Origin of the sequence: Flavobacterium sp. (genome assembly GCF_040402895.1) — a bacterium.
Classification (GTDB): domain Bacteria; phylum Bacteroidota; class Bacteroidia; order Flavobacteriales; family Flavobacteriaceae; genus Flavobacterium.
The window spans coordinates 81,813-104,688 of record NZ_JBBALR010000006.1; the positions used below are offsets into that span (position 1 = coordinate 81,813).

Annotated in this window: 18 protein-coding genes; 14 read left to right on the forward strand and 4 right to left on the reverse strand. The window is 31.1% G+C overall.

The window, feature by feature from the left end; translation table 11 throughout:
- Positions 1–80: 80 nt before the first annotated feature.
- Positions 81–998: a GLPGLI family protein gene (locus tag ABWP60_RS06940; RefSeq protein WP_353150442.1), complete on the forward strand. Its 918-nt coding sequence runs from the start codon at positions 81–83 to the stop codon at positions 996–998.
- Between the two features lie 13 nt (positions 999–1,011).
- Positions 1,012–3,753, forward strand: a complete 2,742-nt coding sequence (locus ABWP60_RS06945; RefSeq protein ID WP_353150445.1) for a carboxypeptidase regulatory-like domain-containing protein — start codon at positions 1,012–1,014, stop codon at positions 3,751–3,753.
- A gap of 71 nt (positions 3,754–3,824) precedes the next feature.
- Here ABWP60_RS06945 and ABWP60_RS06950 read toward each other — a convergent pair whose 3' ends face one another.
- Entirely contained in the window at positions 3,825–5,075 is a 1,251-nt protein-coding gene (locus ABWP60_RS06950; RefSeq protein ID WP_353150448.1) for an ABC transporter permease, read from the reverse strand.
- Positions 5,076–5,229: 154 nt separating this feature from the next.
- Here ABWP60_RS06950 and purH point away from each other — a divergent pair, with 154 nt between their 5' ends.
- The 6 genes from purH to rodA all read left to right on the forward strand — a co-directional run bounded on the left by purH (position 5,230) and on the right by rodA (position 12,540).
- Entirely contained in the window at positions 5,230–6,756 is a 1,527-nt protein-coding gene (gene purH / locus ABWP60_RS06955) for a bifunctional phosphoribosylaminoimidazolecarboxamide formyltransferase/IMP cyclohydrolase (RefSeq protein ID WP_353150451.1), read from the forward strand.
- Positions 6,757–6,898: 142 nt separating this feature from the next.
- Positions 6,899–7,927: a rod shape-determining protein gene (locus tag ABWP60_RS06960; RefSeq protein WP_353150454.1), complete on the forward strand. Its 1,029-nt coding sequence runs from the start codon at positions 6,899–6,901 to the stop codon at positions 7,925–7,927.
- A gap of 11 nt (positions 7,928–7,938) precedes the next feature.
- A complete protein-coding gene (gene mreC / locus ABWP60_RS06965) occupies positions 7,939–8,775 on the forward strand; it encodes a rod shape-determining protein MreC (RefSeq protein ID WP_353150457.1) in 837 nt (278 codons plus the stop codon).
- A complete protein-coding gene (locus ABWP60_RS06970) occupies positions 8,775–9,281 on the forward strand; it encodes a rod shape-determining protein MreD (protein WP_353150460.1) in 507 nt (168 codons plus the stop codon). The genes mreC and ABWP60_RS06970 overlap by 1 nt, the downstream gene beginning before the upstream one ends.
- Entirely contained in the window at positions 9,278–11,230 is a 1,953-nt protein-coding gene (gene mrdA / locus ABWP60_RS06975; protein WP_353150463.1) for a penicillin-binding protein 2, read from the forward strand. Before ABWP60_RS06970 ends, mrdA begins: the two co-directional genes overlap by 4 nt.
- A 53-nt stretch (positions 11,231–11,283) precedes the next feature.
- Complete coding sequence (gene rodA, locus ABWP60_RS06980) at positions 11,284–12,540, forward strand: rod shape-determining protein RodA (protein ID WP_353150466.1); 1,257 nt, start codon at positions 11,284–11,286, stop codon at positions 12,538–12,540.
- Between the two features lie 67 nt (positions 12,541–12,607).
- Here the strand turns inward: rodA and ABWP60_RS06985 are convergent, their stop codons facing one another.
- Positions 12,608–14,824, reverse strand: coding sequence for a carboxy terminal-processing peptidase (locus tag ABWP60_RS06985; RefSeq protein WP_353150469.1), 2,217 nt, complete (start codon positions 14,822–14,824; stop codon positions 12,608–12,610).
- 134 nt (positions 14,825–14,958) lie between these two features.
- On the opposite strand from ABWP60_RS06985, the gene surE reads away from it, so the two are divergent.
- Positions 14,959–15,714 carry a 5'/3'-nucleotidase SurE gene (gene surE, locus ABWP60_RS06990; RefSeq protein WP_353150472.1) on the forward strand — a complete coding sequence of 252 codons (756 nt, stop codon included), beginning with the start codon at positions 14,959–14,961 and terminating at the stop codon, positions 15,712–15,714.
- A gap of 18 nt (positions 15,715–15,732) precedes the next feature.
- On the opposite strand, the gene ABWP60_RS06995 is transcribed toward surE, so the two are convergent.
- Positions 15,733–16,767, reverse strand: coding sequence for a LacI family DNA-binding transcriptional regulator (locus tag ABWP60_RS06995; RefSeq protein WP_353150475.1), 1,035 nt, complete (start codon positions 16,765–16,767; stop codon positions 15,733–15,735).
- Positions 16,768–16,979: 212 nt separating this feature from the next.
- Here ABWP60_RS06995 and rplM point away from each other — a divergent pair, with 212 nt between their 5' ends.
- From rplM to ABWP60_RS07020, 5 genes are all read left to right on the forward strand, one after another.
- A complete protein-coding gene (rplM, locus tag ABWP60_RS07000) occupies positions 16,980–17,435 on the forward strand; it encodes a 50S ribosomal protein L13 (RefSeq protein WP_353150478.1) in 456 nt (151 codons plus the stop codon).
- A complete protein-coding gene (gene rpsI / locus ABWP60_RS07005; RefSeq protein WP_091310242.1) occupies positions 17,435–17,821 on the forward strand; it encodes a 30S ribosomal protein S9 in 387 nt (128 codons plus the stop codon). Before rplM ends, rpsI begins: the two co-directional genes overlap by 1 nt.
- 177 nt (positions 17,822–17,998) lie before the next feature.
- Positions 17,999–18,826 carry a 30S ribosomal protein S2 gene (gene rpsB / locus ABWP60_RS07010; protein WP_353150480.1) on the forward strand — a complete coding sequence of 276 codons (828 nt, stop codon included), beginning with the start codon at positions 17,999–18,001 and terminating at the stop codon, positions 18,824–18,826.
- Positions 18,827–18,964: 138 nt separating this feature from the next.
- Positions 18,965–19,789: a translation elongation factor Ts gene (gene tsf, locus ABWP60_RS07015; RefSeq protein WP_353150483.1), complete on the forward strand. Its 825-nt coding sequence runs from the start codon at positions 18,965–18,967 to the stop codon at positions 19,787–19,789.
- 71 nt (positions 19,790–19,860) lie between these two features.
- Positions 19,861–20,754, forward strand: coding sequence for a DMT family transporter (locus ABWP60_RS07020; RefSeq protein ID WP_353150486.1), 894 nt, complete (start codon positions 19,861–19,863; stop codon positions 20,752–20,754).
- 60 nt (positions 20,755–20,814) lie between these two features.
- On the opposite strand, the gene ABWP60_RS07025 is transcribed toward ABWP60_RS07020, so the two are convergent.
- Positions 20,815–22,875, reverse strand: coding sequence for a M16 family metallopeptidase (locus tag ABWP60_RS07025; RefSeq protein ID WP_353150488.1), 2,061 nt, complete (start codon positions 22,873–22,875; stop codon positions 20,815–20,817).
- Position 22,876: the final 1 nt, after the last annotated feature.

Consider the following 22,876-nt stretch of genomic DNA (forward strand, 5'->3'; position numbering starts at 1 on the left):
ATATTAACACAAAAATAACAAATAATAATGTAACTAATAGCTATTTTTAGAGTCTAATCTTTTTTAAAATTAACTAATATATGAAAAAAATATTTTTAGCCGTACTGAGTTTAACTGCATTTATGGCCACTGCACAGAAAGATTTCCAAGGAATGGCGGTTTACGAATCTAAAACGTCTACATCAGAATTTGCTAAAAATTTTGACGGAAACAAAGACATGACTCCAGAAATGAAAAATCAAATTATGGAAAGAATGAAAAAAATGTTTGAAAAAACATACGTTCTGAATTTTGACAAGTCAGCTTCAATTTATAAAGAAGAAGAAAAACTTGATGCGCCAGGTCAACAAGGCGGCGGAAGAATGATGGCGTCTTTTATGGGCGGTGGAGGAACGTATTTTAAAAACGTTAAAGAAAAACTATATACTGTTGATAAAGAAGTTTTTGGAAAAGAATTCTTAATTAAAGATTCTTTACCAAATTTAAAATGGGTACTAAGTGACGAATCTAAAAAAATTGGAGATTATACTTGTTTTAAGGCTACAGCTGTAAAAGAAGCCAGTAAAACTGACTTTAGAAATTATAGAAGAAAAAAAGAAGAGCCAAAAAAAGAAACAGAGGAAGGAAAAGTTGACGAAAAAGCAATCGAAGTGAAAAAAACAGAAAATAAAACCAACTTTTTTGCCGAAATAGATATGCCAAAAGAAGTTACTGTAACTGCTTGGTATTGTCCAGAAATTCCTGTAAACCAAGGACCTGATGAATATTGGGGTTTACCAGGATTAATTATGGAAGTTAACGATGGTAAAACCGTAATTATGTGTTCGAAATTAGTATTGAATGTAAAAGAAAAAATTGAGATTAAAGCCCCAACAGGCGGAGACAAAGTAACTCAAAAAGAATACGACGATATTATGATGAAAAAAATGAAAGAAATGAGTGAAATGGGCGGCGGACCTGGATCAAGAGGTGGTATGCAAATGAGATTTTCTAGATAAGATAAAAGCCTAAATGAAAAAAATAATTTTAGTATTAAGCTTATTTCTTGTTGGGATAAGTTACTCGCAATCAGTAAAGGTTTCAGGAATTCTTAAAGATAGTGACAATCTGGTTATAGAAACAGCCAATGTAATGGCTATTAACCAAGTCACAAAAGCCATGGATGCCTATAACATTACCAGTGAAAAAGGGGAATTTTCATTAAACTTAAAACCCAATACAGAATATATTATAAAAGCTGGTTATATTGGGTATGCACCATTTGAACAAAAAATTACGACTACAAAAGAAAATCAAATTTTTAATATTGTATTATCAAGTTCTAACACTATTGAAACGGTTGAAATTGTTCGAGAAATGCCTGTCAGAATTAGTGGTGATACGATTATTTACAATTCCGATTCATTTACCAACGGAACCGAAAAAAAGTTAGAAGATGTTCTAAAAAAACTACCTGGCGTATCTGTAAACAAAGATGGTGAAATTTCTGTAGAAGGTAAAACAGCACAAAAATTAATGGTTAATGGAAAAGATTTTTTTGATGGAGATACTAAATTAGGTGTAAAAAATATACCTGCAGATGCCATTGATAAAGTACAAGTTTTAAGAAATTATAATGAAGTTTCTAATTTGAAAGGATTGGAAAATAACGAAGAAAATATTGCCATTAATATAAAATTAAAACAAGGAAAAACAAACTTTTGGTTTGGAGACGTACTTGCTGGTGAAGGCATTATCGATTCGAAAAATAGAAGTATTGTTAATCCAAAACTATTTTATTACAGTCCTAAATACAGTGTAAATTTAATAGGAAACTTAAATAATATTGGTGAGTTACCGCTTACCACGCAAGACTATTTTAAATTTACAGGTGGATTTAGAAATATGATGCGGAAAGGAGGTTCTAGTTTCAATGTTTCTTCAAACGATTTAGGAATTGGTGGATTGAGAAACAATCGTGCAAAAAATATAGATACGAAATTTGGAGCGGCAAACTTCTCTTATAATCCATCAAAAGTATGGACAATTAGTGGATTTGGGATTTATTCGTACAACAAAACCGATTTACAAACCGATAATATTTACAATCGTGTAGATAGATTGCCAAATGGATCAACCGATATTATTACAGAAACACGTCAAGACATTTCTAGACAGAGAAACAATTTAGGATTGTTTAAATTAAGTAGTAGCTACGTCCCTTCTACTAAAATGCACCTGGATTACGATGCGTTACTAAAAACATCTGATCAAATGGAAAATCAGAATGTGATATCCAGTTTACAAGGAACTATTTATACACAAAAAAACCAACAACCTATTTCATTAAATCAAAACTTAAACTACTATTATACGCTAAATGATAAAAATGTATTTGCTTTTGAAATGCAAAATTTATTTCAACAAGAAGACCCACTTTATCAAGCTAATCTAGCAAAGTTTAATGGACAAGGAATTCCCGTTTTTTCTATTTTTCAACAATTAAATGGATATAATACAACCCAAACACGTAATGATGGCAACCAAAACCGATTTATAAAAACAAATAAAACGGATACAAAATTTGATTACTATTATATGGTAACTCCAAAAAACAATATAAACATTACTATTGGAAACACGTATTCGTATCAAAATTTTAACTCAAACATGTTTCAAATTTTAGATAATGGGTCTCAAAATAATTTATCCGATAGTCAAAACACCAATAGAGTAAATTATGTATTTAACGATGCTTTTGTTGGCTTACATTATAAAATGTTGGTTGGAAAATTTACTTTTAATCCAGGAGTTACTTTACATCAATTTAATACCAGTGACACCCAATTGAACAGCGTAAATAAAATGAGTTTCAATAGAGTTTTACCTGATTTCTTTGCATTATGGCAAATGAAAAAATCACAAACATTATCTTACAATTTCTCATTAACCAATAATTTTACAGATGTCGTAAAATTGGCACAAGGGTATGTGTTTTCAAATTATAACAGTTTATTTAGCGGAAATAGATTCTTAGAAAATTCAATTTCACAAGTACACTCTTTACGTTTCTTTAAATTTAGTATGTTTAATATGGAAAATATTTCTGCCTTTATTACCTATACAAAACAAACTGAAATTATTACCAACCGTGCTTTATTAACAGGTATTAATCAAGTTTCAAGTTCGGTAAATATTAATTCAAATTTTCCAAATGAATCACTCACAGGATTTTTTAGGTATGAAAAATCATTTGCTCGTTATTTCAAGGCGAATGGAAGTACTAACATTAGCTGGAGTACAAATAACAATATTCGTGTAAATCCAGATAATTCTGAGTTTATTCAGAACACTGAATCATTTACACAAAATTATAAAATTGGATTTTCAACTAATTTAAAAAAATTACCAAATATAGAATTGGCATATGATTATACGGTTAATGATTTTCAAAATCAGATAAATTACGTAGATAGTCCTTCAGTATCATTAGAATATTTCTTTTTAGATGCCTTTTCATTTACATCTGAATACAGTTTCTTTCACAACAGAGACAAAGCGAAAACTTTTGATACTGAGTATGATTTCTTAACCGCATCATTATCATATCAAAAAAGAGATAGTAAATTTGAGTATAAAGTTAGCGCTACCAACTTATTAAACACAACTGCATTAAACGATAACAGCTTTAATGCATTAGGTGGTTCTACAAGTTTTACGAGTTTTTATGTACAACCTCGTTTTGTAGTGTTTAGCTTGAAATATGTATTATAATTTCATTTAAATATTTAAGCACAAAAAAGCCGATTTGAAATTCAAATCGGCTTTTTTATTTATATTTATTATTACATTCCTGTACGAATGGCTTCTACTGGATCTAATTTGGAAGCAGAAATAGCAGGCAAAATTCCAGAAATTAATCCTATAAGTATTGATAAACTTGAACCCAATAAAATATTAAACGAACTCAAAACAAACTCAAAATCTAATACGTTTGTTAAAATTAAAGCAATTAACCAAACCAAAACAATCCCAATTAATCCGCCAAACATAGCTAAAATAACCGCTTCAAACAAAAACTGAAACAAGATAAATCGATTTTTCGCTCCCAATGCTTTCTGAATTCCAATTAAATTGGTACGTTCTTTTACAGAAACAAACATAATATTTGCAATTCCAAATCCACCTACTAAAAGTGAAAAAATACTAATTCCCCAACCTGCAAGATTCATTTTACCAATGATATCATCAATAAAATTGGTAAAACCAGACAAAATATTTACAAAAAAACTATTAATTTCTCCCGCTCGTAAACCTCTAAAACTTCTCATTTTATTGGTTAATTCTGCTTTAAACTCTTCAATATCAACTCCTTCTTTTGGTTTTATTAATATGGCTGGTGTAAAAATAGTGCTGTTATCGCCATATAATTTTCTTAAATTATTTACTGGTAAAAAAACCGCTACATCATTAGAATCGCCAAAGGCGTTTTGACCCATTTTTTTTAATACGCCAATAACAGTATATCGTTGCCCGTATAACCTAATTTGTTTTCCAATAGGTTCGTTGCCTTTAAATAAACCATCCGCAACCTCACTTCCAATTACAATTACTGAGGTTCCAGAATTGGATTCGGATTCATTAAACATCCTGCCTTTATCGACTTTAAACGGTTCAATTTCAAAAAATTCATTAGTAGAAGGTTTCACTCTAATAGAATTTACGGTATTGTCGTCATATTTTATACTTTGATTATTCGTGAAAAAATTAAATGAAATTTTATCAATATCAGCCATGCTTTTTTGCAAATACTGATATTCATCATATTTTACATGTGGGAATTGATCTCGTTTCCATTCTTCCACATCTGTTGGACCAAATGAGTATTTAAACAAATAAATGGTATTTTTATCCATGCCATCTAAACTATCTACTATATTTTTTTTCAAAGAATCTACAGCTGCTAAAACGGCAATAATGGAAAAAATACCCACCGTTACCCCAAGTAAAGAAAGTAATGTTCTTAATTTATTACTTCTCAAGGCATTAAAGGCAAAAGCAAAACTTTCTTTTAGTAAACGTACGTATAGTATCATAAAATTAATATCTAAAATATTTGTAGCATTAAACCTATTTTTGTTACAATTTTTATAGATAATTAATAATAAAAAGGCTTTCGATTAAAGTAGTGACTTTTGGATTTTCTTAATCAAATTGTTACTTTTGCAGTTCAAAACAAACATCAACATAATGACTCACACAAAACAAATCAAATCGGCATTAATTTCTGTATTTGACAAAACCGGTTTAGAACCAATTATTAAAGCACTTCATCAAAATAATGTAACTATTTTTTCTACAGGTGGAACCGAAGATTTTATTAAAAGTTTAGAAGTTCCTGTTGTGGCTGTGGAAGATGTAACTTCTTATCCTTCTATTTTAGGCGGAAGGGTAAAAACATTACACCCAAAGATATTCGGTGGAATTTTAAACCGTCAGGATCATGAAGGCGATGTGGCACAAATGACAGAATTTAATATTCCGCAAATTGATTTAGTAATTGTTGATTTGTATCCGTTTGAAAAAACAGTTGCTTCAGGAGCTAGTGAAACAGAAAGTATTGAAAAAATTGATATTGGTGGAATTTCATTAATCCGCGCTGCAGCCAAAAATTTTAAAGATACCGTTATTGTTGCTTCTGTAGATGAATATGCTACTTTCTTAAATTTTTATACTGAAAATCAAGGGGCTACTACTATTGAACAAAGAAAACATTTAGCAACAAAAGCCTTTCATACTTCATCAAATTACGATACTGCTATTTTTAATTATTTTAATACCGAAGAAACGTATTTAAAAATTAGCGAAGAAAAAGGACAAGTATTACGATATGGTGAAAACCCTCATCAAAAAGGATTTTTCTTTGGAGATTTTGATAAAATGTTTACAAAATTACACGGAAAAGAATTATCCTACAATAATCTATTAGATGTTGACGCGTCGGTTAATTTAATAAATGAATTTAAAAATAATGAACCTACTTTTGCAATTTTAAAACACAATAACGCTTGTGGTTTAGCTACTAGAGCTACTATGAAAGAAGCCTATCTAGATGCTTTAGCAGGCGATCCAACTTCTGCTTTCGGTGGTGTTTTGATTGCAAATGGAAACATTGATGTTGCTACAGCTGAAGAAATAAATAAGCTATTTTGTGAAGTGGTAATTGCTCCTTCTTATGACCCAGAAGCTATTGAAATTTTAGAAGAAAAAAAGAATCGAATCATATTGATAATAAACGATGTTGCTTTACCAAACAAAAACATTCGTACTTGTTTGAATGGAATATTAGTACAAGAAAAAGACAATATTACAGATTCAGCTGAATTATTAAAAATAGTTACAAAAACAGCACCAACAGCAGAAGAAATTGAAGACTTATTATTTGCTTCAAAAATTTGTAAACATACCAAATCGAACACAATAGTTTTTGCCAAAAACCGCCAATTATGTGCATCTGGAACAGGACAAACCTCTAGAGTAGACGCCTTAAACCAAGCCATTGAAAAAGCAAAGACTTTTGATTTTGATTTGACCGGAGCTGTTATGGCAAGTGATGCCTTTTTTCCATTTCCGGATTGTGTAGAAATTGCAAATAAAGCTGGAATCACTGCTGTAATTCAGCCCGGTGGTTCTATTAAAGACGAATTAAGCATTAACTATTGCAATGTTAATAATATGGCTATGGTAATGACTGGAGTGCGTCATTTTAAACACTAGAAATAACATAAAAATATTGCTATTTTATAACGCATTAAAGAATATTTTTTTAATGCGTTTTTATTATAAATAATTCCAATTTATTTTTATACTTTTGTTAGTTGAATAGATTTACACAAAATACTAAACCCTTCAAATAAATATGGGATTTTTTGACTTTATGACTGAGGACATTGCAATTGACCTTGGAACCGCAAATACTTTAATAATTCACAACGATAAAGTTGTTGTAGACTGCCCTTCAATTGTTGCTAGGGACCGAATAACTGGAAAAATAATTGCAGTTGGCAAAGAAGCCAATTTGATGCAAGGAAAAACCCACGAAAATATAAAAACAATTCGTCCTCTAAAAGATGGCGTAATTGCTGATTTTGATGCCTCTGAAAAAATGCTTCAAATGCTAATTAAAAGTATTCCTGCATTAAAGAAAAAACTTTTTACTCCCGCACTTCGTTTAGTAATTTGTATTCCTTCTGGAATTACTGAAGTAGAAATGCGAGCCGTTAAAGAATCTGCAGAACGTGTTAACGGAAAAGAAGTATATTTAATTCATGAACCAATGGCTGCTGCAATTGGAATTGGAATCGATATTATGCAACCCAAAGGAAATATGATTGTAGATATAGGTGGTGGAACTACAGAAATTGCCGTAATTGCATTAGCAGGTATCGTATGCGATAAATCTGTAAAAATTGCTGGAGACGTATTTACCAACGATATCATTTACTACATGAGAACACAACACAACTTATTTGTGGGGGAAACTACGGCTGAAAAAATTAAAATACAAATTGGCGCCGCAATAGAAGACTTAGAAAGTCCACCGGAAGATATGTCAGTTCAAGGACGTGATTTATTAACTGGAAAACCAAAACAAGTGGATGTTTCTTACAGAGAAATAGCTAAAGCTTTAGACAAATCAATACAAAGAATTGAAGACGCTATTATGGAAACGTTGTCTCAAACGCCACCAGAATTAGCTGCAGATATCTATAACACTGGTATTTATTTAGCCGGAGGAGGATCAATGCTTAGAGGCTTAGATAGACGTATTTCATTAAAAACAGATTTACCGGTATACATCGCTGAAGATCCATTAAGAGCTGTTGTGAGAGGAACTGGAATGACGCTTAAAGACTTAGCAAAGTATAAAAATATTTTAATTAAATAAGCACGTAATACATGCAGCAAATAATAATTTTCCTAATTAAAAACAGCTATAAATTGCTGTTTTTGCTGCTTTTGGGTATTTCATTAACACTTACAATTAAATCCCATTCCTACCATAGGAGCCAGTATATTAATTCATCAAACGCTTTTTCAGGTTATACCTATAGTAAAATAAATAATGTAAAAGAGTACTTTGGCCTTCAACAAAAAAATGAAGATTTAGCGAGAGAAAATGCAAGATTAAAAGAAATTTTATTCAATAAAAAAGATACTATTTTAGAAAGTAAAATTATAGTTCCAAATATTTTATCAGATTTTGTAGTAAGACAAGCTAAAGTGACTAAAAATTCTTATACAAAACAAGAAAACTTTTTAACATTAAATAAAGGTTCGTTTGAAGGACTAAAAACCGATATGGCTGTGATTAGTGATAAAGGCGTGGTTGGAATTATAGAGAAAACATCTAAAAATTACGCCACAGTTATTAGTATTCTTCACACGAAAAACCCATTAAACGGAAAGATTAAAAATTCAGATCATTTCGGTTCAATAACTTGGGATGGTAAAAATGCTGGTTATGTACAACTAATTGATGTACCCAAATTAGCAACATTAAAAAAAGGCGATACTATTGTAACTGGTGCACAATCTGCAATATTTCCTGAGAACATTCCAATTGGAAAAATTGAACAAATTTTTGCAGAAAAAACAAGTAATAAATTTGTAATAAATGTGAGACTTTTTAATGACATGACAGCACTTGGTTATGTGTATATAATTGAAAATAAAAAGAAAAAAGAGAGAGAAACTCTAGAAGCAGAAACAGAAAAAGATCCAACAAAAGAATAATGAATAGTAACTTCATTTTAAATTTTATTCGATTTATTGTTTTACTAGCAATACAAATTGTAGTGCTTGAACAGGTAAAATTTGGAGGTTGGATTAATCCTTATTTGTATATACTTTTTATTATTTTATATCCAATTAACTCCAACAAATCTGGTTTTATTGCTGCAAGTTTTTGTTTGGGTTTAATCATGGATTTATTTTGTGATAGCGGCGGTGTTCATGCAACTGCCTCATTACTTTTAGCCTATTTTAGACCTTTTTTCTTAAAATTTGCATTTGGATTAAGTTATGAATACCAAACCATCAGAATAGCTGATAAATTATCTGTAGACCGGTTTACCTTAATCATGTCTGCAATAGTATTTCATCACTTAATACTCTTTTGTCTAGAATTATACCGTTTCGATTTGTTTTTTGAAATTATCTCGCGTACGTTTTTAAGCACCATTTTCACATTTACATTATGTGTAATTAGTATTTACTTGATTAAACCAAATAAACGATGAGAAAGACATTATTACCAACCCTTATCATTATATCATCTATCCTGTTATTGGTTCGTCTTTTTTATTTACAAATTATTGATGATACATTTAAAATAAAATCGGAAAATAATGCCATCAAAATAAAATTCGATTTCCCCGAAAGAGGTTATATTTATGATAGAAACGGAAAGCTTTTAGTTGCCAATCAACCCTCATATGATATCATGGTTGTTCCTAATGAAGTAAAAGAAATTGACACGCTTGAATTTTGTAACATTCTTCAAATTACGAAAGAAGAATTTACAGAAAAAATAGAAAAGGCAAAAATATATAGCCCAAGATTGCCTTCGCTTTTTCTGCCGCAATTAAATAAAATGGAATTTGCTGGTTTTCAAGAAAAAATTAGAAAATACAGTGGTTTTTATATTCAAAAACGATCTTTAAGAGAATATCAAACAAAACATGGTGCCAATATTTTTGGATTTATTACGCAAGTAAATGATGCTATTATTAAAGATAATGCTTATTATAAAAGTGGTGATTTAATTGGCAGACAAGGTGTCGAAGAAGCTTATGAAGAAATATTACGAGGTGTAAAAGGAGTAAAATACATTTTAAAAGATAAACACAATAAAGAAATTGGTTCTTACAAAGATGGTAAATTTGATACCATAGCAAAACAAGGTAGCGATGTAACTTTGTCTATAGATGGTGAACTACAAAAATACGGAGAAGAATTAATGATTAATAAGCGTGGCGGAATTGTAGCTATTGAACCGAGTACAGGAGAAATTCTAGCTTTAGTAACTGCACCATCTTATGATCCAGCTTTATTGGTGGGTAGACAACGTTCGAAAAATTACACAAAATTATATAATGATTCTATTGCAAAACCTTTATTTGACAGAGGATTATTGGGTGAATTTCCTCCTGGTTCTCCATTTAAAATTCTTACAGGTTTAGTTGGATTGCAAGAAGGTGTAATTACTACGCAAACATCATTTACTTGTAGCCATGGATTTTCTTATGGGCGAGGCGCATTTATGCGATGTCACTGTCCTGGAGGAGTCGTGCAATTAAATTTTGGTATTTATAAATCTTGTAATACTTATTTTGCAAATGTATATAAACGAACCATAGAAAAATACAAAAGACCTAAAGATGGAGTTGATGCCTGGGCTAATCATTTAAAAAGTTTTGGTTTAGGAAAATTTATGGGATACGATTTGCCTCCAGGTCGAAAAGGACACATTCCTACATCAAAATTCTATGAACATTTTTATCCCAATGGCGGATGGCGTTCTACTACCATAATTTCAAATTCAATTGGTCAAGGTGAGGTTTCCATGACGCCTATACAATTAGCAAATATGATGGCTACTATTGCAAATAGAGGTTATTACTACACCCCTCACATCATAAAAACAATAAAAGGTAAAAAAATTGATTCAAAATATACCACAAAACATGTTACTACGATTGACAGAAGACACTTCGATCCTGTTGTAAATGGTTTATTTGATGTATACAACAAAGGAACTGCTTTTGGTTTAGGTGTTGAAGGTTTAGAAATTTGTGGAAAAACTGGTACTGCCGAAAATTTTGCTAAAATAAACGGAAAACGAGTGCAATTAGAAGATCATTCTGAATTTGTAGCGTTTGCACCAAGAATTCGTCCCAAAATTGCCATTGCAGTAATTGTAGAAAATGGGCATTTTGGAAACACATGGGCTGGACCGATTGCCACACTTATGATTGAAAAATATTTAAATAAGAAAATTACTCGAACCGATTTAGAAAAGCGAATGTTAGAAGGAAATTTAAATTATCAATATCGAAAATTATATCCAAGTAAAGATTCCATTCACAAGCCTAAGTTAGACAAAGCAGATTCGCTTCGAATGAAATTAAAATCGAAAAAAGAAACGGACGCAGAAAAAAAGAAAAAAGAAGCAGAAAAGAAAATATAATTTTTTATTTTTAACATCCTAGTCGTTCCAAATAAAGAGGAAAATTAAGTCAAATGAAAAACCAAGATATAAGTAATTCCATCGATTGGATAAGCATTTTGTTGTACTTCATACTCGTTGTTTTTGGATGGATGACTATATATTCTGTTACGGTTCCTGCAAATCAAGAATATTCTTTTGATTTTAGTTTGAATTATGGAAGGCAAATGATTTTTATGCTAATTTCTATACCCATAATATTTTCTATACTATTTATAGATTCAAAAATTTTTGAACGATTTTCTTCTGTATTTTATGGCATTGGAATTGCCTTACTTTTAGGGTTGTTTGTGTTTGGAGTAAGCAAAAAAGGACAAACTAACTGGTACCAATTTGGCGGATTTGGATTTCAACCTTCAGAATTTGTAAAAACTGCTGTTGCTTTGCTTTTATCAAAATATTTGAGTGATGCTCAGGTAAATTTAGCGGAAAAGAAATTTCAATATATTGCGTTTATAATTATTGGATTTCCTGTTTTACTAATTTTATTACAACCGGATACAGGTAGTGCCATGATTTTTTTATCCTTGATATTTGTCTTATTTAGAGAAGGATTACCTGGATGGTATTTATGGACTGGAGCCATAGCAATTGCTACTTTTCTTTTAGCGCTAGTAATAAAACCCATTTATTTAATTTCATTTATTGGAATTTTTATGGTAATTCATTTTATTTTTAATCGCCTAATTTCTAGAAATCCTATTGTGTATGGTATGATTTTTATTCTAATTTCAGTTTTTTCCTTTTCTGTTAGTTATATGTATGATAAAGTATTAGAACCGCATCAAAAAGATCGTATTAATGTACTTTTGGGAAAAGATGTAAATATGAAAGCGGAAGGATACAATTTAAATCAATCAATGATAGCCATTGGTTCTGGCGGATTTTTCGGTAAAGGGTATTTAGAAGGCACACAAACAAAAGGTGGTTTCGTACCTGAGCAACATACCGATTATATTTTTACAACAGTTGGAGAAGAATGGGGATTTGTAGGAAATGTAATAGTTATTGGATTATTTGTAAGTTTATTTTTACGAATATTATTCCTAGCAGAACGACAAAAAACCCGATTTAGCAGAGTATATGGGTATTGTGTAGCCACCTATTTATTTACGCACTTTTTTGTAAACATTGCTATGTTAATTCGACTATTTCCAACAATTGGAGTGCCATTACCTTTTTTCTCTTATGGTGGTTCTAGTTTATGGGCATTTACTATTATGCTTTTTATTTTTATTAAATTAGATGCGAATAAAGTTAATGAATGGTAAGAAATATTTAAAACATAATAAGAAAGCCATTCAAAATTTGAATGGCTTTCTTATTATAAATATTAAACTATTTTGATGCTAATTTTTCTTTTACCTTCTTTTTTTTCTTACTTTTAATTGAAGTGGTATTTATATCATCTGAAGTTAAATCTGTTAAAACATTTAATGTTTCAGTCATGTAAACATCTTTCACTAATTCGGCATGCCATCTTTCACGTTTTTCTTTTAATAATTCATCTTTTGCCATTAATTCTAATTCGTATGGCAAAGAAGTAAATAATAAATTACTTTTATACTTTTCAAGACTCTTAAACTTTTTTGTTTGCTCTTCAATTTCAGACAACTCTTTTTTGTAAGCATCGTAATTTAAACTTATTGTATTGTCCTCTTTTCTTCCGTTAATCCACTTTGCATTTTCAGAAATTAGATTAAAATTATCATTTATGGCAATTCTTTTCTTACTATTTGCAATTACTTTTTCAAAGTTTAGATCTAAAGGCGTATAAATTGCTGGCTCAATTTTATCCCAAGGTAAAGCACTTTTTTCATCTTTCTCACCTGTTTGCATAAAGCTAAAACGATCTGGCATTACAATATCACTTTTTACGCCTTCTAATTGCGTAGAACCACCATTTACTCTATAAAATTTTTGAGTGGTAGTTTTTAAAGCACCCAAATCGCCATATTGATTTCCACGTACAAACTCGTTTAATTCAAATACATTCTGAACCGTTCCTTTTCCGTAAGATTGCTTGCTTCCAATTATAATTCCTCTATTATAATCTTGAATAGCAGCAGCAAAAATCTCTGAAGCGGAAGCTGAATAATTATTGATCATTACTACTAAAGGACCATCCCATTGTACTTTAGGATCCGAATCTGGTAAAACTTGTGCTTTTCCTCCAGCTGGTTTCACTTGAACCACTGGACCTTTATCTATAAACAAACCTGTCATTTTAACTACCGTTTCTAATGAACCTCCTCCATTATCGCGTAAATCCATCACAATTCCTTGTACATGCATAGCTTTTAATCTTTCCACTTCAATAGCTACATCTTTAAAGGCGTCTCGATTTGATTTGTTTTCAAAAGATTGGTAAAATTTAGGTAAATAAATCACACCAAATAACTTCCCGTCTTTTTCCACCACGGTAGATTTTGCAAACGTTTCTTCTGTTTCTACTTCATCTCTTACAATTGGCACGACTTTTACTGTACCATCTACTTTTTTTACCGTAAGTTTTACCAAAGTCCCTTTAGGCCCTTTAATTTTTTTAATTACATCATCTAATCGCATACCTGCAATATCAATTGGTTCTTCATTTGCTTGTGCTACCTTAATAATAATATCACCTTGTTCTAATAATTTACCACGCCATGCAGGACCTCCACTAATTAATTCCGAGACTTCAATGCCTTCATTTTTCTTTTGTAAACGTGCACCAATACCTTCAAATTTTCCGCTCATACTTACATCAAACTTCTCTTTGTCTTCTGGAGAAAAATAATAGGTATGCGGATCGTATTGCGTTACAATCGCATTGATATATACAGAAAACCAATCCTCACGTGTTAATTCAGCAATGAAACTAAAATTATTATTTAAATTACTTTCAGTTGTTTTTCTGGCTGTTTTTTCTAATTCTTCAAAAGTTTTTGGTTCGGTTTTTTCTGCCTGTTTCTCTTCTTTATTTTCACTTGTTTCTTTTGAAGTTCCAGAATTCATGGCGTTTTGTATAGCTTCTTTATCTGTAATATCACTTAAAACAGCAAGTTCTAATTGCTTTCTCCAACGCTGCTCTAAGTCTTTCATCGTAGCTGCATAAGGCAGTTTTTCATAATCTACATTGATGGTTTCGTTGTCGTTTAAATCCAAAGGATTAGAAAGAATGTTGGTATAAATTACTTTTGATTCTTTCATTCTTTGCATTAGTCTTTTGTATGTAAGATCAAAAAACACCAAATCTTTGCTTTTAATCATATCGTCAATGGCCAATTCATATTTTTGAAATTCAGCAATATCAGATTGAATAAAATAACGTTTAGTTGGATCTAGTGATTCAATGTAAGCGGCATATGTTTTTTTTGAAAAATCGTCATTAATTTCAATAGGTGAAAAATGACCTTTATTTAACACAAAAGACAACAAATCAATTAACATTTTATCTTTATCGTCGCCCGTTATTTTTTTTGAAGGAATAAAGCTCCATAATCCGGCAACTACAATCCCTACAACCAATAAAACCTTATAATTTCTTTTCATAAATTCTATACTTTTTTTCATTTTTAACTTCTAAAATCGTGCCAAATAGTTTTTGGATTACTTGTATAAAAAACAAGATAACAAATTTAATATTTTAATCTGCAAATAAATCATAAATTATAATAATTTAGCAAATAATTTAACACAATTTTAAAATGAAAAAAATTCTAGTTACAAATGACGATGGTATTGCTGCTCCAGGCATAAAAGCATTAACAGAAGTCATGCATGAATTAGGAGAAATTTATATTATTGCTCCAGATAGTGCTCAGAGTGGAATGGGACATGCCATAACTATAAATAGCACATTAGAATTGAAACATATCCCTAATTTTTTAGGTTCAAATAACGCATACAGCTGTTCTGGAACACCAGTAGATTGTGTTAAAATGGGCGTACATGAAGTGTTAAAAAGCAAACCTGATTTATGCGTTTCTGGTGTAAATCATGGGTCAAACTCCTCTATAAATGTTATTTATTCTGGCACAATGAGTGCTGCTGTGGAAGGTGGTATTGAAGGCATTCCGTCTATCGGATTTTCATTGTGCGATTACAGTTGGGATGCAAATTTTGAATACATCAAGCCATTTATTAAAAAAATAGTTTTACAAGTTCTAGAAAACGGATTGCCTGAAGGCGTAGTTTTAAATGTAAACTTTCCAAAAACAAACCAAATTAAAGGAATTAAAATTTGTCGTCAAGCAAAAGCCACTTGGGAGGAAGAATTTGACAAACGTACCAACCCAATGGGAAAAGAATATTATTGGTTAACCGGAAAATTTGTAAACCACGACAATGGCGAAGACACAGACGAATGGGCGTTAGCTAATGATTACATTTCTATAGTGCCCGTTCATTTTGATTTAACAGCCTATCATGCCATACAGCAATTAAATAGTTGGAATTTTTAAACTCAAAATATTATTTGTTTAAACTTCTTTTCTGACCGAATCTCTTTTTCTTAATTCTGTTTTAATAACCACTGTTTCGAAAATTCTTTCAGATTCAGAATCTGGAATTTCTTCAATTCGTTTGATGATTAATTCGGCTGTTTTTTGACCGATTTCTGGTGCGTGTTGACTTACCGTAGACAAACTAGGTGTCATTCTTCTTGACCATAAACCATCAGCAAATCCTATAATTGAAATCTCATTTGGCACATGAAACCCATTTTTTAAACAAAATTTCATTGCTGTTACTGCGGCATACTCATCAACAGCAAAAATTGCATCTGGCTTTTTATCTAAAATAAGCGCACCCATTTTTTCATCAAAACCTTCATCTGAATCTCTCAACAAAGCTAAAGTTGCATCAAATTTCATATTATTTTTTTGCAACGCTTCTTTGTATCCATTTTCTCTTAACTTCCCAACACTCAAATTATTAATTGTAGACAATAATGCAATTTTTTTACAACTTGAATCTATTAAATATTGGGTTGCTTCTACTGCCGAGTCAAAATCATCAACTATAACTTTATCGCATTTAAGTTCTGGGGCAATTCTGTCAAAAAGAACTATTGGTGTTCCATCACGTAATACATTATATATATGGGTAAAATTATTTTCTTTCTGAGTTTCTTCTGCTAAAGCCAAGATAAAACCATCAATGGCTCCATTATCCAACATTTCAAGCATCTGTTTCTCTTTTTCTAGCGATTCATTAGAGGTACAAGTAATTAAATTATACCCTTTTTCGTTAGCATATATTTCAATTCCAGAAAATACTTTTGCAAAAAAAGGATTTAATATATTTGGTAATATCACACCTATAGTATAGGAACGTTGATTTTTTAGGTTTTTAGCAATACTATTTGGCTTATAATTTTTAAGTTGTGCAAACTCTTTAATCTTAATTTTAGTTAGTTCGCTAATTTCGGGACTATTACTTAATGCCTTAGATACCGTAGAGGTAGAAACGCCTAATTCTTTGGCTAATTCTTTTAATGTGGCTTTAGATTTCATTTTTTATACTATTTTCAAATTCAAAAATATAAAAAATCAGCGAAAGGAACCTTATAAATTGAATATATTTTTGGGTCACTAGTAAAGAGTTCAAAATCAATCTAAAAGAATTTTAGTTTAGAGTTTGTAATTTTAATAAATAATTGTACTTTTGCACCCCTAATCCCTAAGTTCGGGAATAGGAATGGAATGTTTAATTAAAAATTAGTATTGTGAACACATTAAGCTACAAGACAATTTCGGCAAACAAAGCTACTGCAGACAAGCAGTGGATTGTTGTAGATGCTGAAGGTCATAACTTAGGTCGTTTTGCTTCTAAAGTAGCTATGCTATTAAGAGGTAAGTACAAGCCAAGTTATACGCCGCATGTTGACTGTGGAGATAACGTGATTGTTATTAACGCAGAAAAAATCAATCTTACTGGAAACAAATTGGATGAAAAAACGTACATCCGTCACACAGGTTATCCAGGAGGACAAAGAAGTCTAACTGCAAAAGTAATGCAACAAAAAAATCCTGCATTATTAGTAGAAAAAGCAGTTAAAGGAATGTTGCCTAAAAACAAATTAGGAGCACAATTATTCCGTAATTTAAATGTTAACGTAGGAGATGCGCATAAACATGCTGCTCAAACTCCTAAAGCTGTTAACCTAAACGATCTTAAGTAATGGGAGTAATTCACAAAATCGGAAGAAGAAAATGTGCAGTAGCACGTGTTTATGTTTCAGAAGGAACTGGTAACATTACAGTTAACAAAAGAGAATTTGCTGTATACTTTCCAACTGCTACTTTGCAGTACAAAGTAAAACAAGCCTTAACATTAACTAACAACGAAAACAATTTTGATGTTAAAATTAATGTATATGGTGGTGGAGCAACTGGTCAAGCTGAAGCTGTAAGAATGGCAATTGCAAGAGCAATGTGCGAAGTAGAAGCAGAAAACAGATTGGTATTAAAACCAGAAGGATTACTAACAAGAGATCCAAGAATGGTAGAACGTAAAAAATTCGGTCAGAAGAAAGCACGTAAGAGATTCCAATTCTCGAAACGTTAATATTCGATATTTATTAGAATATATTTTCAGAACATTTTTTACAATTAAATTAGAAATTATTAACAAGTTGTCGATATTTCTTTTTATTGAAAAAGAAATTAGTTTAGCATCTAAATGAAGCCTTAAGCGAAAGCCAAAAGGAACATTGCTAGAACACGGAACGTAAACTATTACAAAATGGCAAACAAAATTGACGTTAAAGAGTTACTAGAGGCTGGTGTACATTTCGGACACATGACTCGTAAATGGGATCCAAACATGGCTCCTTACATTTATATGGAACGTAATGGTATTCATATCATTAACCTATATAAAACTGCTGCAAAAATTGAAGAAGCAAATAATGCTTTAAAAAGCATTGCAGCATCTGGTAGAAAAATACTTTTCGTAGCTACCAAAAAACAAGCAAAAGATATTGTTGCTGAAAAAGCAGCTGCTTGTAATATGCCTTACATCACTGAAAGATGGCCAGGTGGAATGTTAACCAACTTTATCACTATCAGAAAAGCGATTAAAAAAATGGCTTCTATTGATAGAATGAAAAAAGACGGTACTTTCATGACACTTTCAAAAAAGGAGCGTTTACAAGTAGATCGTTTAAGATCAAAATTAGACAAGAACTTAGGTTCAATTGCTGACATGTCAAGAATTCCTGCTGCATTATTCGTAGTAGATATTAAAGCGGAACATATCGCGGTAAAAGAAGCAAAAAAGTTAAACATTCCAGTTTTCGCAATGGTTGATACAAACTCTGACCCTCGTTTGGTTGAGTACGTTATTCCTGCTAACGATGACGCTTCTAAATCAATCGATAAGATTTTATCTTTAGTAACTGCTTCAATTACAGAAGGTTTATCTGAAAGAAAATCAGACAAAGATGAAACTTCAACTGAAGAAACTTCAACTGAAGAAGTTAAAGCTAAAGAAGTTAAAGCTGAAGAAACATCAACTGAAACAGCTCCAGTAGCTGAAATTCAGGCTGAAGAAACTTCAACTGAAGCATAAATAATAAAAATTCCGAAAGTTAAATTCCAAATTCCAAACTAATTTATTAACCATTTGTTATGAATTATATAAAACTAGAATTTGGAATTTTACAATTGGAATTTCTTTTTTTACATTAATAATCTAAAATAAAATAAAATGTCAAATATAACTGCTGCTGAAGTTAACAAATTAAGAACTACAACCGGTGCTGGTATGATGGATTGCAAAAAAGCTTTAGTTGAAGCTGAAGGTGATTTTGAATTAGCCATTGAAATTTTAAGAAAAAAAGGTCAAAAAGTTGCCGCTAACCGTTCGGATAGAGAATCTACCGAAGGTGCTGTTATTGCTGTTGTAAATAGCGATAATACCGCTGGTGTTGTAATTTCTTTAAATTGTGAAACAGACTTCGTAGGAAAAAATGAAGGTTTCGTAAAATTAGCAAATGATTTTGCAAACTTAGCTTTAAATTTTACAGATAAAGAAGCTTTCTTAGCTTCTGATTTTGGTGGAATTACTGTTGCTGAAAAATTAATTGAGCAAACTGGTGTTATTGGTGAAAAAATTGAAATTGGTGCTTTCGAAAGATTAGAAGGTGCGTTTATCAATTCATACATTCACGCCGGAAACGGAATTGCTACTTTAGTAGCTTTATCTGCAAATGTTGATGGTGGTGCTGAAGCTGCAAGAAACGTGGCTATGCAAGCTGCTGCAATGGCACCAATCGCTTTAGACGAAGCGGGTGTTGATGCTGATACAATTGCCAAAGAAATAGAAATTGCTAAAGATATGTTACGTCAAGAAGGTAAACCAGAAGCTATGATTGAAAACATCGCTAAAGGAAAATTAGGACGTTTCTTCAAAGATAACACTTTAGTAAATCAAGATTATATCAAAGATAGTTCAATGAGTGTGGCTGCTTATATTAAATCTGTAAATTCAGATTTAAAAATAACTGGTTTCAAAAGAGCCGCTTTAGGATAATAATATATCTTAAAAATAATTATACCTTTAAGGCTGTCAAATTTGGCAGCCTTATTTTTTTACACCTATTTATGAGAGAAAAAAATTCAAAATGGTTTATCTTACTAGTATTAGCAACAGTCTGGGGAAGTTCGTTTATATTAATGAAAAAAGGCTTAGATGGCGGTATGAATCCGTATCAATTAGGCGCGTATAGAATACTTTTTACCTCCGTGTTTTTACTAGTAATAGCAGGAAAAGAACTATTTAAAATAGAAAAAAAGAAAATGAAGTACATTATTATTGCCGGACTATTAGGTAATTTCTTCCCTATTTTTCTTTTTGCAATAGCACAAACGCAGATAAGTAGTTCTATTAGTTCGACATTAAACTCGTTTACCCCATTAAATACTTTGATAATTGGAAGTGTGTTTTTCGGACTCACATTTAAAAAGAAACAAATTTATGGGTTACTATTAGGAATTATTGGTTGTTTAATGTTAGTTTATGCGGGAGCTTCAGGAAATCCTTCAAAAAATTATTGGTTTGCTTTATTGGTTATTATAGCTACTTGGTGTTATGCCGCTAATATTAATATGGTGAAAAAATATTTATTTGACGTTTCGCCAATTGGCATTACAGTTGGAAATTTTGCTTTTCTACTTATTCCTGCTTTGTTGATTTTATCTTTTACTGGTTATGATTTTCAAACCATTCAAAACACAACAGATGGTTTCGGCATTTCAAACGATTTACATCCTTTAGTTTACGTAGCAATTTTGGGAATTGTGGGCACAGGATTGGCAAATATTTATTTTTACAAACTCATACAAATGTCATCTCCTATTTTTGCTTCTAATGTAACGTATCTGATACCTGTTGTGGCTACAATATGGAGTGTTATTTTTAACGAAGGCGTTACTTTATTACAAGTTTTAGGAACTGTTATTATTTTGTTTGGCGTTTATATTACAAATAGAAAATAAAATTTATTGCATAAAAAAAGGATTGCTTTCGCAATCCTTTTTCATTTTCAAAAAATAAATTTATTCGAAATCTTTTTCTGTAACTCCTTCATTAATTTTTACATCTTGTGTAATAAACTCTAAAGGCATTCCTACATCCATTGTCATTTTATATGGAAATTTAATTCCTTTAACCTCTACATAATCAGCATAATAAGTCATTACTTTACGTTTTTCTGCTCCTTCACCTGATTCGTTTTCAGTAGCTACTCTTAATCCAGTTTTTACATCATAAAAATATTTACTTGTACCAACTTGGATTGCATAAGCATCTTGACCATTAAGTGATTCTATCCCACTTAAAACAATTGTTTTATCTGTTAACATTTTTAATTCTACAAACGGAAAAGATTGTTGTTTCATTGTAGCAAACTCTTCACCTTCAAATGCCTTTTTTTGTCCTTGTGCTTCTTGATAACCTGTTTTATCTCCAACAACTTGTTTCATAACTGTCATTCCCATCATGTTCATTGTAATCAAGTTTTTATTTGAAACAGATGACTTGGCCAACATTTCAATTTCACGACCTTGAATTTTAGCTTTTGCAGTTATTAAAGTAGTTTTAACGGCTTTTAAAGCTTTTTCTCCACCAATAGCATCAATATAGTTTTTAACAACTGTTTGCGCCGTAACACCTGCAGGAACATCTTTTTTCACAACTGGTTTGTCAACTTTGCTTCCGTATTTATCAAAGTAGAAAATTGGCATTTTCTCTTTTGCACTCATGGCTTCTAAACCTGGTAAAACGTCAGCTGCTTTTCCAACAATTACAACTCTAGTGTTATTTGCTAAGAAATATTTATTAGCCGCATTTCTAACATCTTCAGGCGTTACTGCATTGATGTTTTTTACATAATTTTCGTAAAAATCTTCTGGTAAACCTAATGTTCTAATGTTTAAAGCATAACGAGCAATAGTCGCTGGTTTTTCAATTTGCATTACAAAGTTTCCAATGTATTTTGCTTTGGCATTTTTTAAATCTTCTTCAGATACTAAATCGGTTCTGATTTTGTTCAATTCATTAAAAATTTCTACAACCGCACTATCTGTTACAGCATTTCTAACTGAAGCTGTAGAAGAAAATTTTGAAATATATTTACTTGCTCCTAAATTAGAATACGAACCGTATGTCCAACCGTGTTTTTCTCTTAGGTTTAAGAACAAACGACCTTCTCCACCACCACCAAGAATTTGGTTAGCTAAAATAGCAGCGAAATAATCTTTATCCGTCATTTTTAATTTTGATAAGTTGATTAATGCAATTTCAGATTGAACTGCATTAGGCACATCAACAAAATTAATTTGAGAATATTGTAAATCTGTTGGGTCATTGTAAGTTAAATTTGGTGCTGTAGCTGTTTTCCACACATCGGCTCCAAATAATTGTTGTACTTTTTTCTTAACGTCTTTGGTTTTTACGTCCCCAATTACTACTAAATAAGCATTAGCTGGAACGAAATACGTGTTGTAATGATTGATTACATCTTGTAACGTTACATTTTTTAATGTTTCTTCAGAAGTGAATTCACCATTATAATGTTCTTTTCCGTACGTTAAAACATTTTGAACACGGCCTGCAATTGCAGAAGCGCTTTTTTCATCAGCTTTTAATCCTTCAATTAATTTAGCTCTTTCTGCATCAAAATCTTCTTGTGTAAATAATGGATTCAAAGCGCCATCAGCTAATAATTCTAAAATTCTAGCCGAATATCTTGACAAACCATTTGCAGAAGCACCAGATTCGTAAAAATTAATATTAGCGCCTAAGAAATCAATTTCTTCATTAAATTTATCTTTAGAAATAGATTCTGTAGCATTTCCAATCATCGAACTTACCAAATCTGTAACTCCTTTTTTGCTTCCTTCCGCAAAAGGTGCATTGTCTAAAGTTAAATTAAAAGAAACTCTTGGTAGTTTATTGTTTTCAACAACTAATACTTTTAAACCATTTTCTAATACAAATGATACTGGTTTTTTAATATTAATTGATGGTGCTGGCCCTTGTTTAGGCATTGGTCTGTCTTGTGCTTGCATAGTTATTGTTACTAATAAACTGGCTGCGATGTATAAATACTTTTTCATG

Coding starts and splice junctions, on each gene's coding strand:
- ABWP60_RS06940 (WP_353150442.1), top strand. CDS start 81: ATGAAAAAAATATTTTTAGCCGTACTGAGTTTAACTGCATTTATGGCC.
- ABWP60_RS06945 (WP_353150445.1), top strand. CDS start 1,012: ATGAAAAAAATAATTTTAGTATTAAGCTTATTTCTTGTTGGGATAAGT.
- ABWP60_RS06950 (WP_353150448.1), bottom strand. CDS start 5,075: ATGATACTATACGTACGTTTACTAAAAGAAAGTTTTGCTTTTGCCTTT.
- purH (WP_353150451.1), top strand. CDS start 5,230: ATGACTCACACAAAACAAATCAAATCGGCATTAATTTCTGTATTTGAC.
- ABWP60_RS06960 (WP_353150454.1), top strand. CDS start 6,899: ATGGGATTTTTTGACTTTATGACTGAGGACATTGCAATTGACCTTGGA.
- mreC (WP_353150457.1), top strand. CDS start 7,939: ATGCAGCAAATAATAATTTTCCTAATTAAAAACAGCTATAAATTGCTG.
- ABWP60_RS06970 (WP_353150460.1), top strand. CDS start 8,775: ATGAATAGTAACTTCATTTTAAATTTTATTCGATTTATTGTTTTACTA.
- mrdA (WP_353150463.1), top strand. CDS start 9,278: ATGAGAAAGACATTATTACCAACCCTTATCATTATATCATCTATCCTG.
- rodA (WP_353150466.1), top strand. CDS start 11,284: ATGAAAAACCAAGATATAAGTAATTCCATCGATTGGATAAGCATTTTG.
- ABWP60_RS06985 (WP_353150469.1), bottom strand. CDS start 14,824: ATGAAAAAAAGTATAGAATTTATGAAAAGAAATTATAAGGTTTTATTG.
- surE (WP_353150472.1), top strand. CDS start 14,959: ATGAAAAAAATTCTAGTTACAAATGACGATGGTATTGCTGCTCCAGGC.
- ABWP60_RS06995 (WP_353150475.1), bottom strand. CDS start 16,767: ATGAAATCTAAAGCCACATTAAAAGAATTAGCCAAAGAATTAGGCGTT.
- rpsI (WP_091310242.1), top strand. CDS start 17,435: ATGGGAGTAATTCACAAAATCGGAAGAAGAAAATGTGCAGTAGCACGT.
- rpsB (WP_353150480.1), top strand. CDS start 17,999: ATGGCAAACAAAATTGACGTTAAAGAGTTACTAGAGGCTGGTGTACAT.
- tsf (WP_353150483.1), top strand. CDS start 18,965: ATGTCAAATATAACTGCTGCTGAAGTTAACAAATTAAGAACTACAACC.
- ABWP60_RS07020 (WP_353150486.1), top strand. CDS start 19,861: ATGAGAGAAAAAAATTCAAAATGGTTTATCTTACTAGTATTAGCAACA.
- ABWP60_RS07025 (WP_353150488.1), bottom strand. CDS start 22,875: ATGAAAAAGTATTTATACATCGCAGCCAGTTTATTAGTAACAATAACT.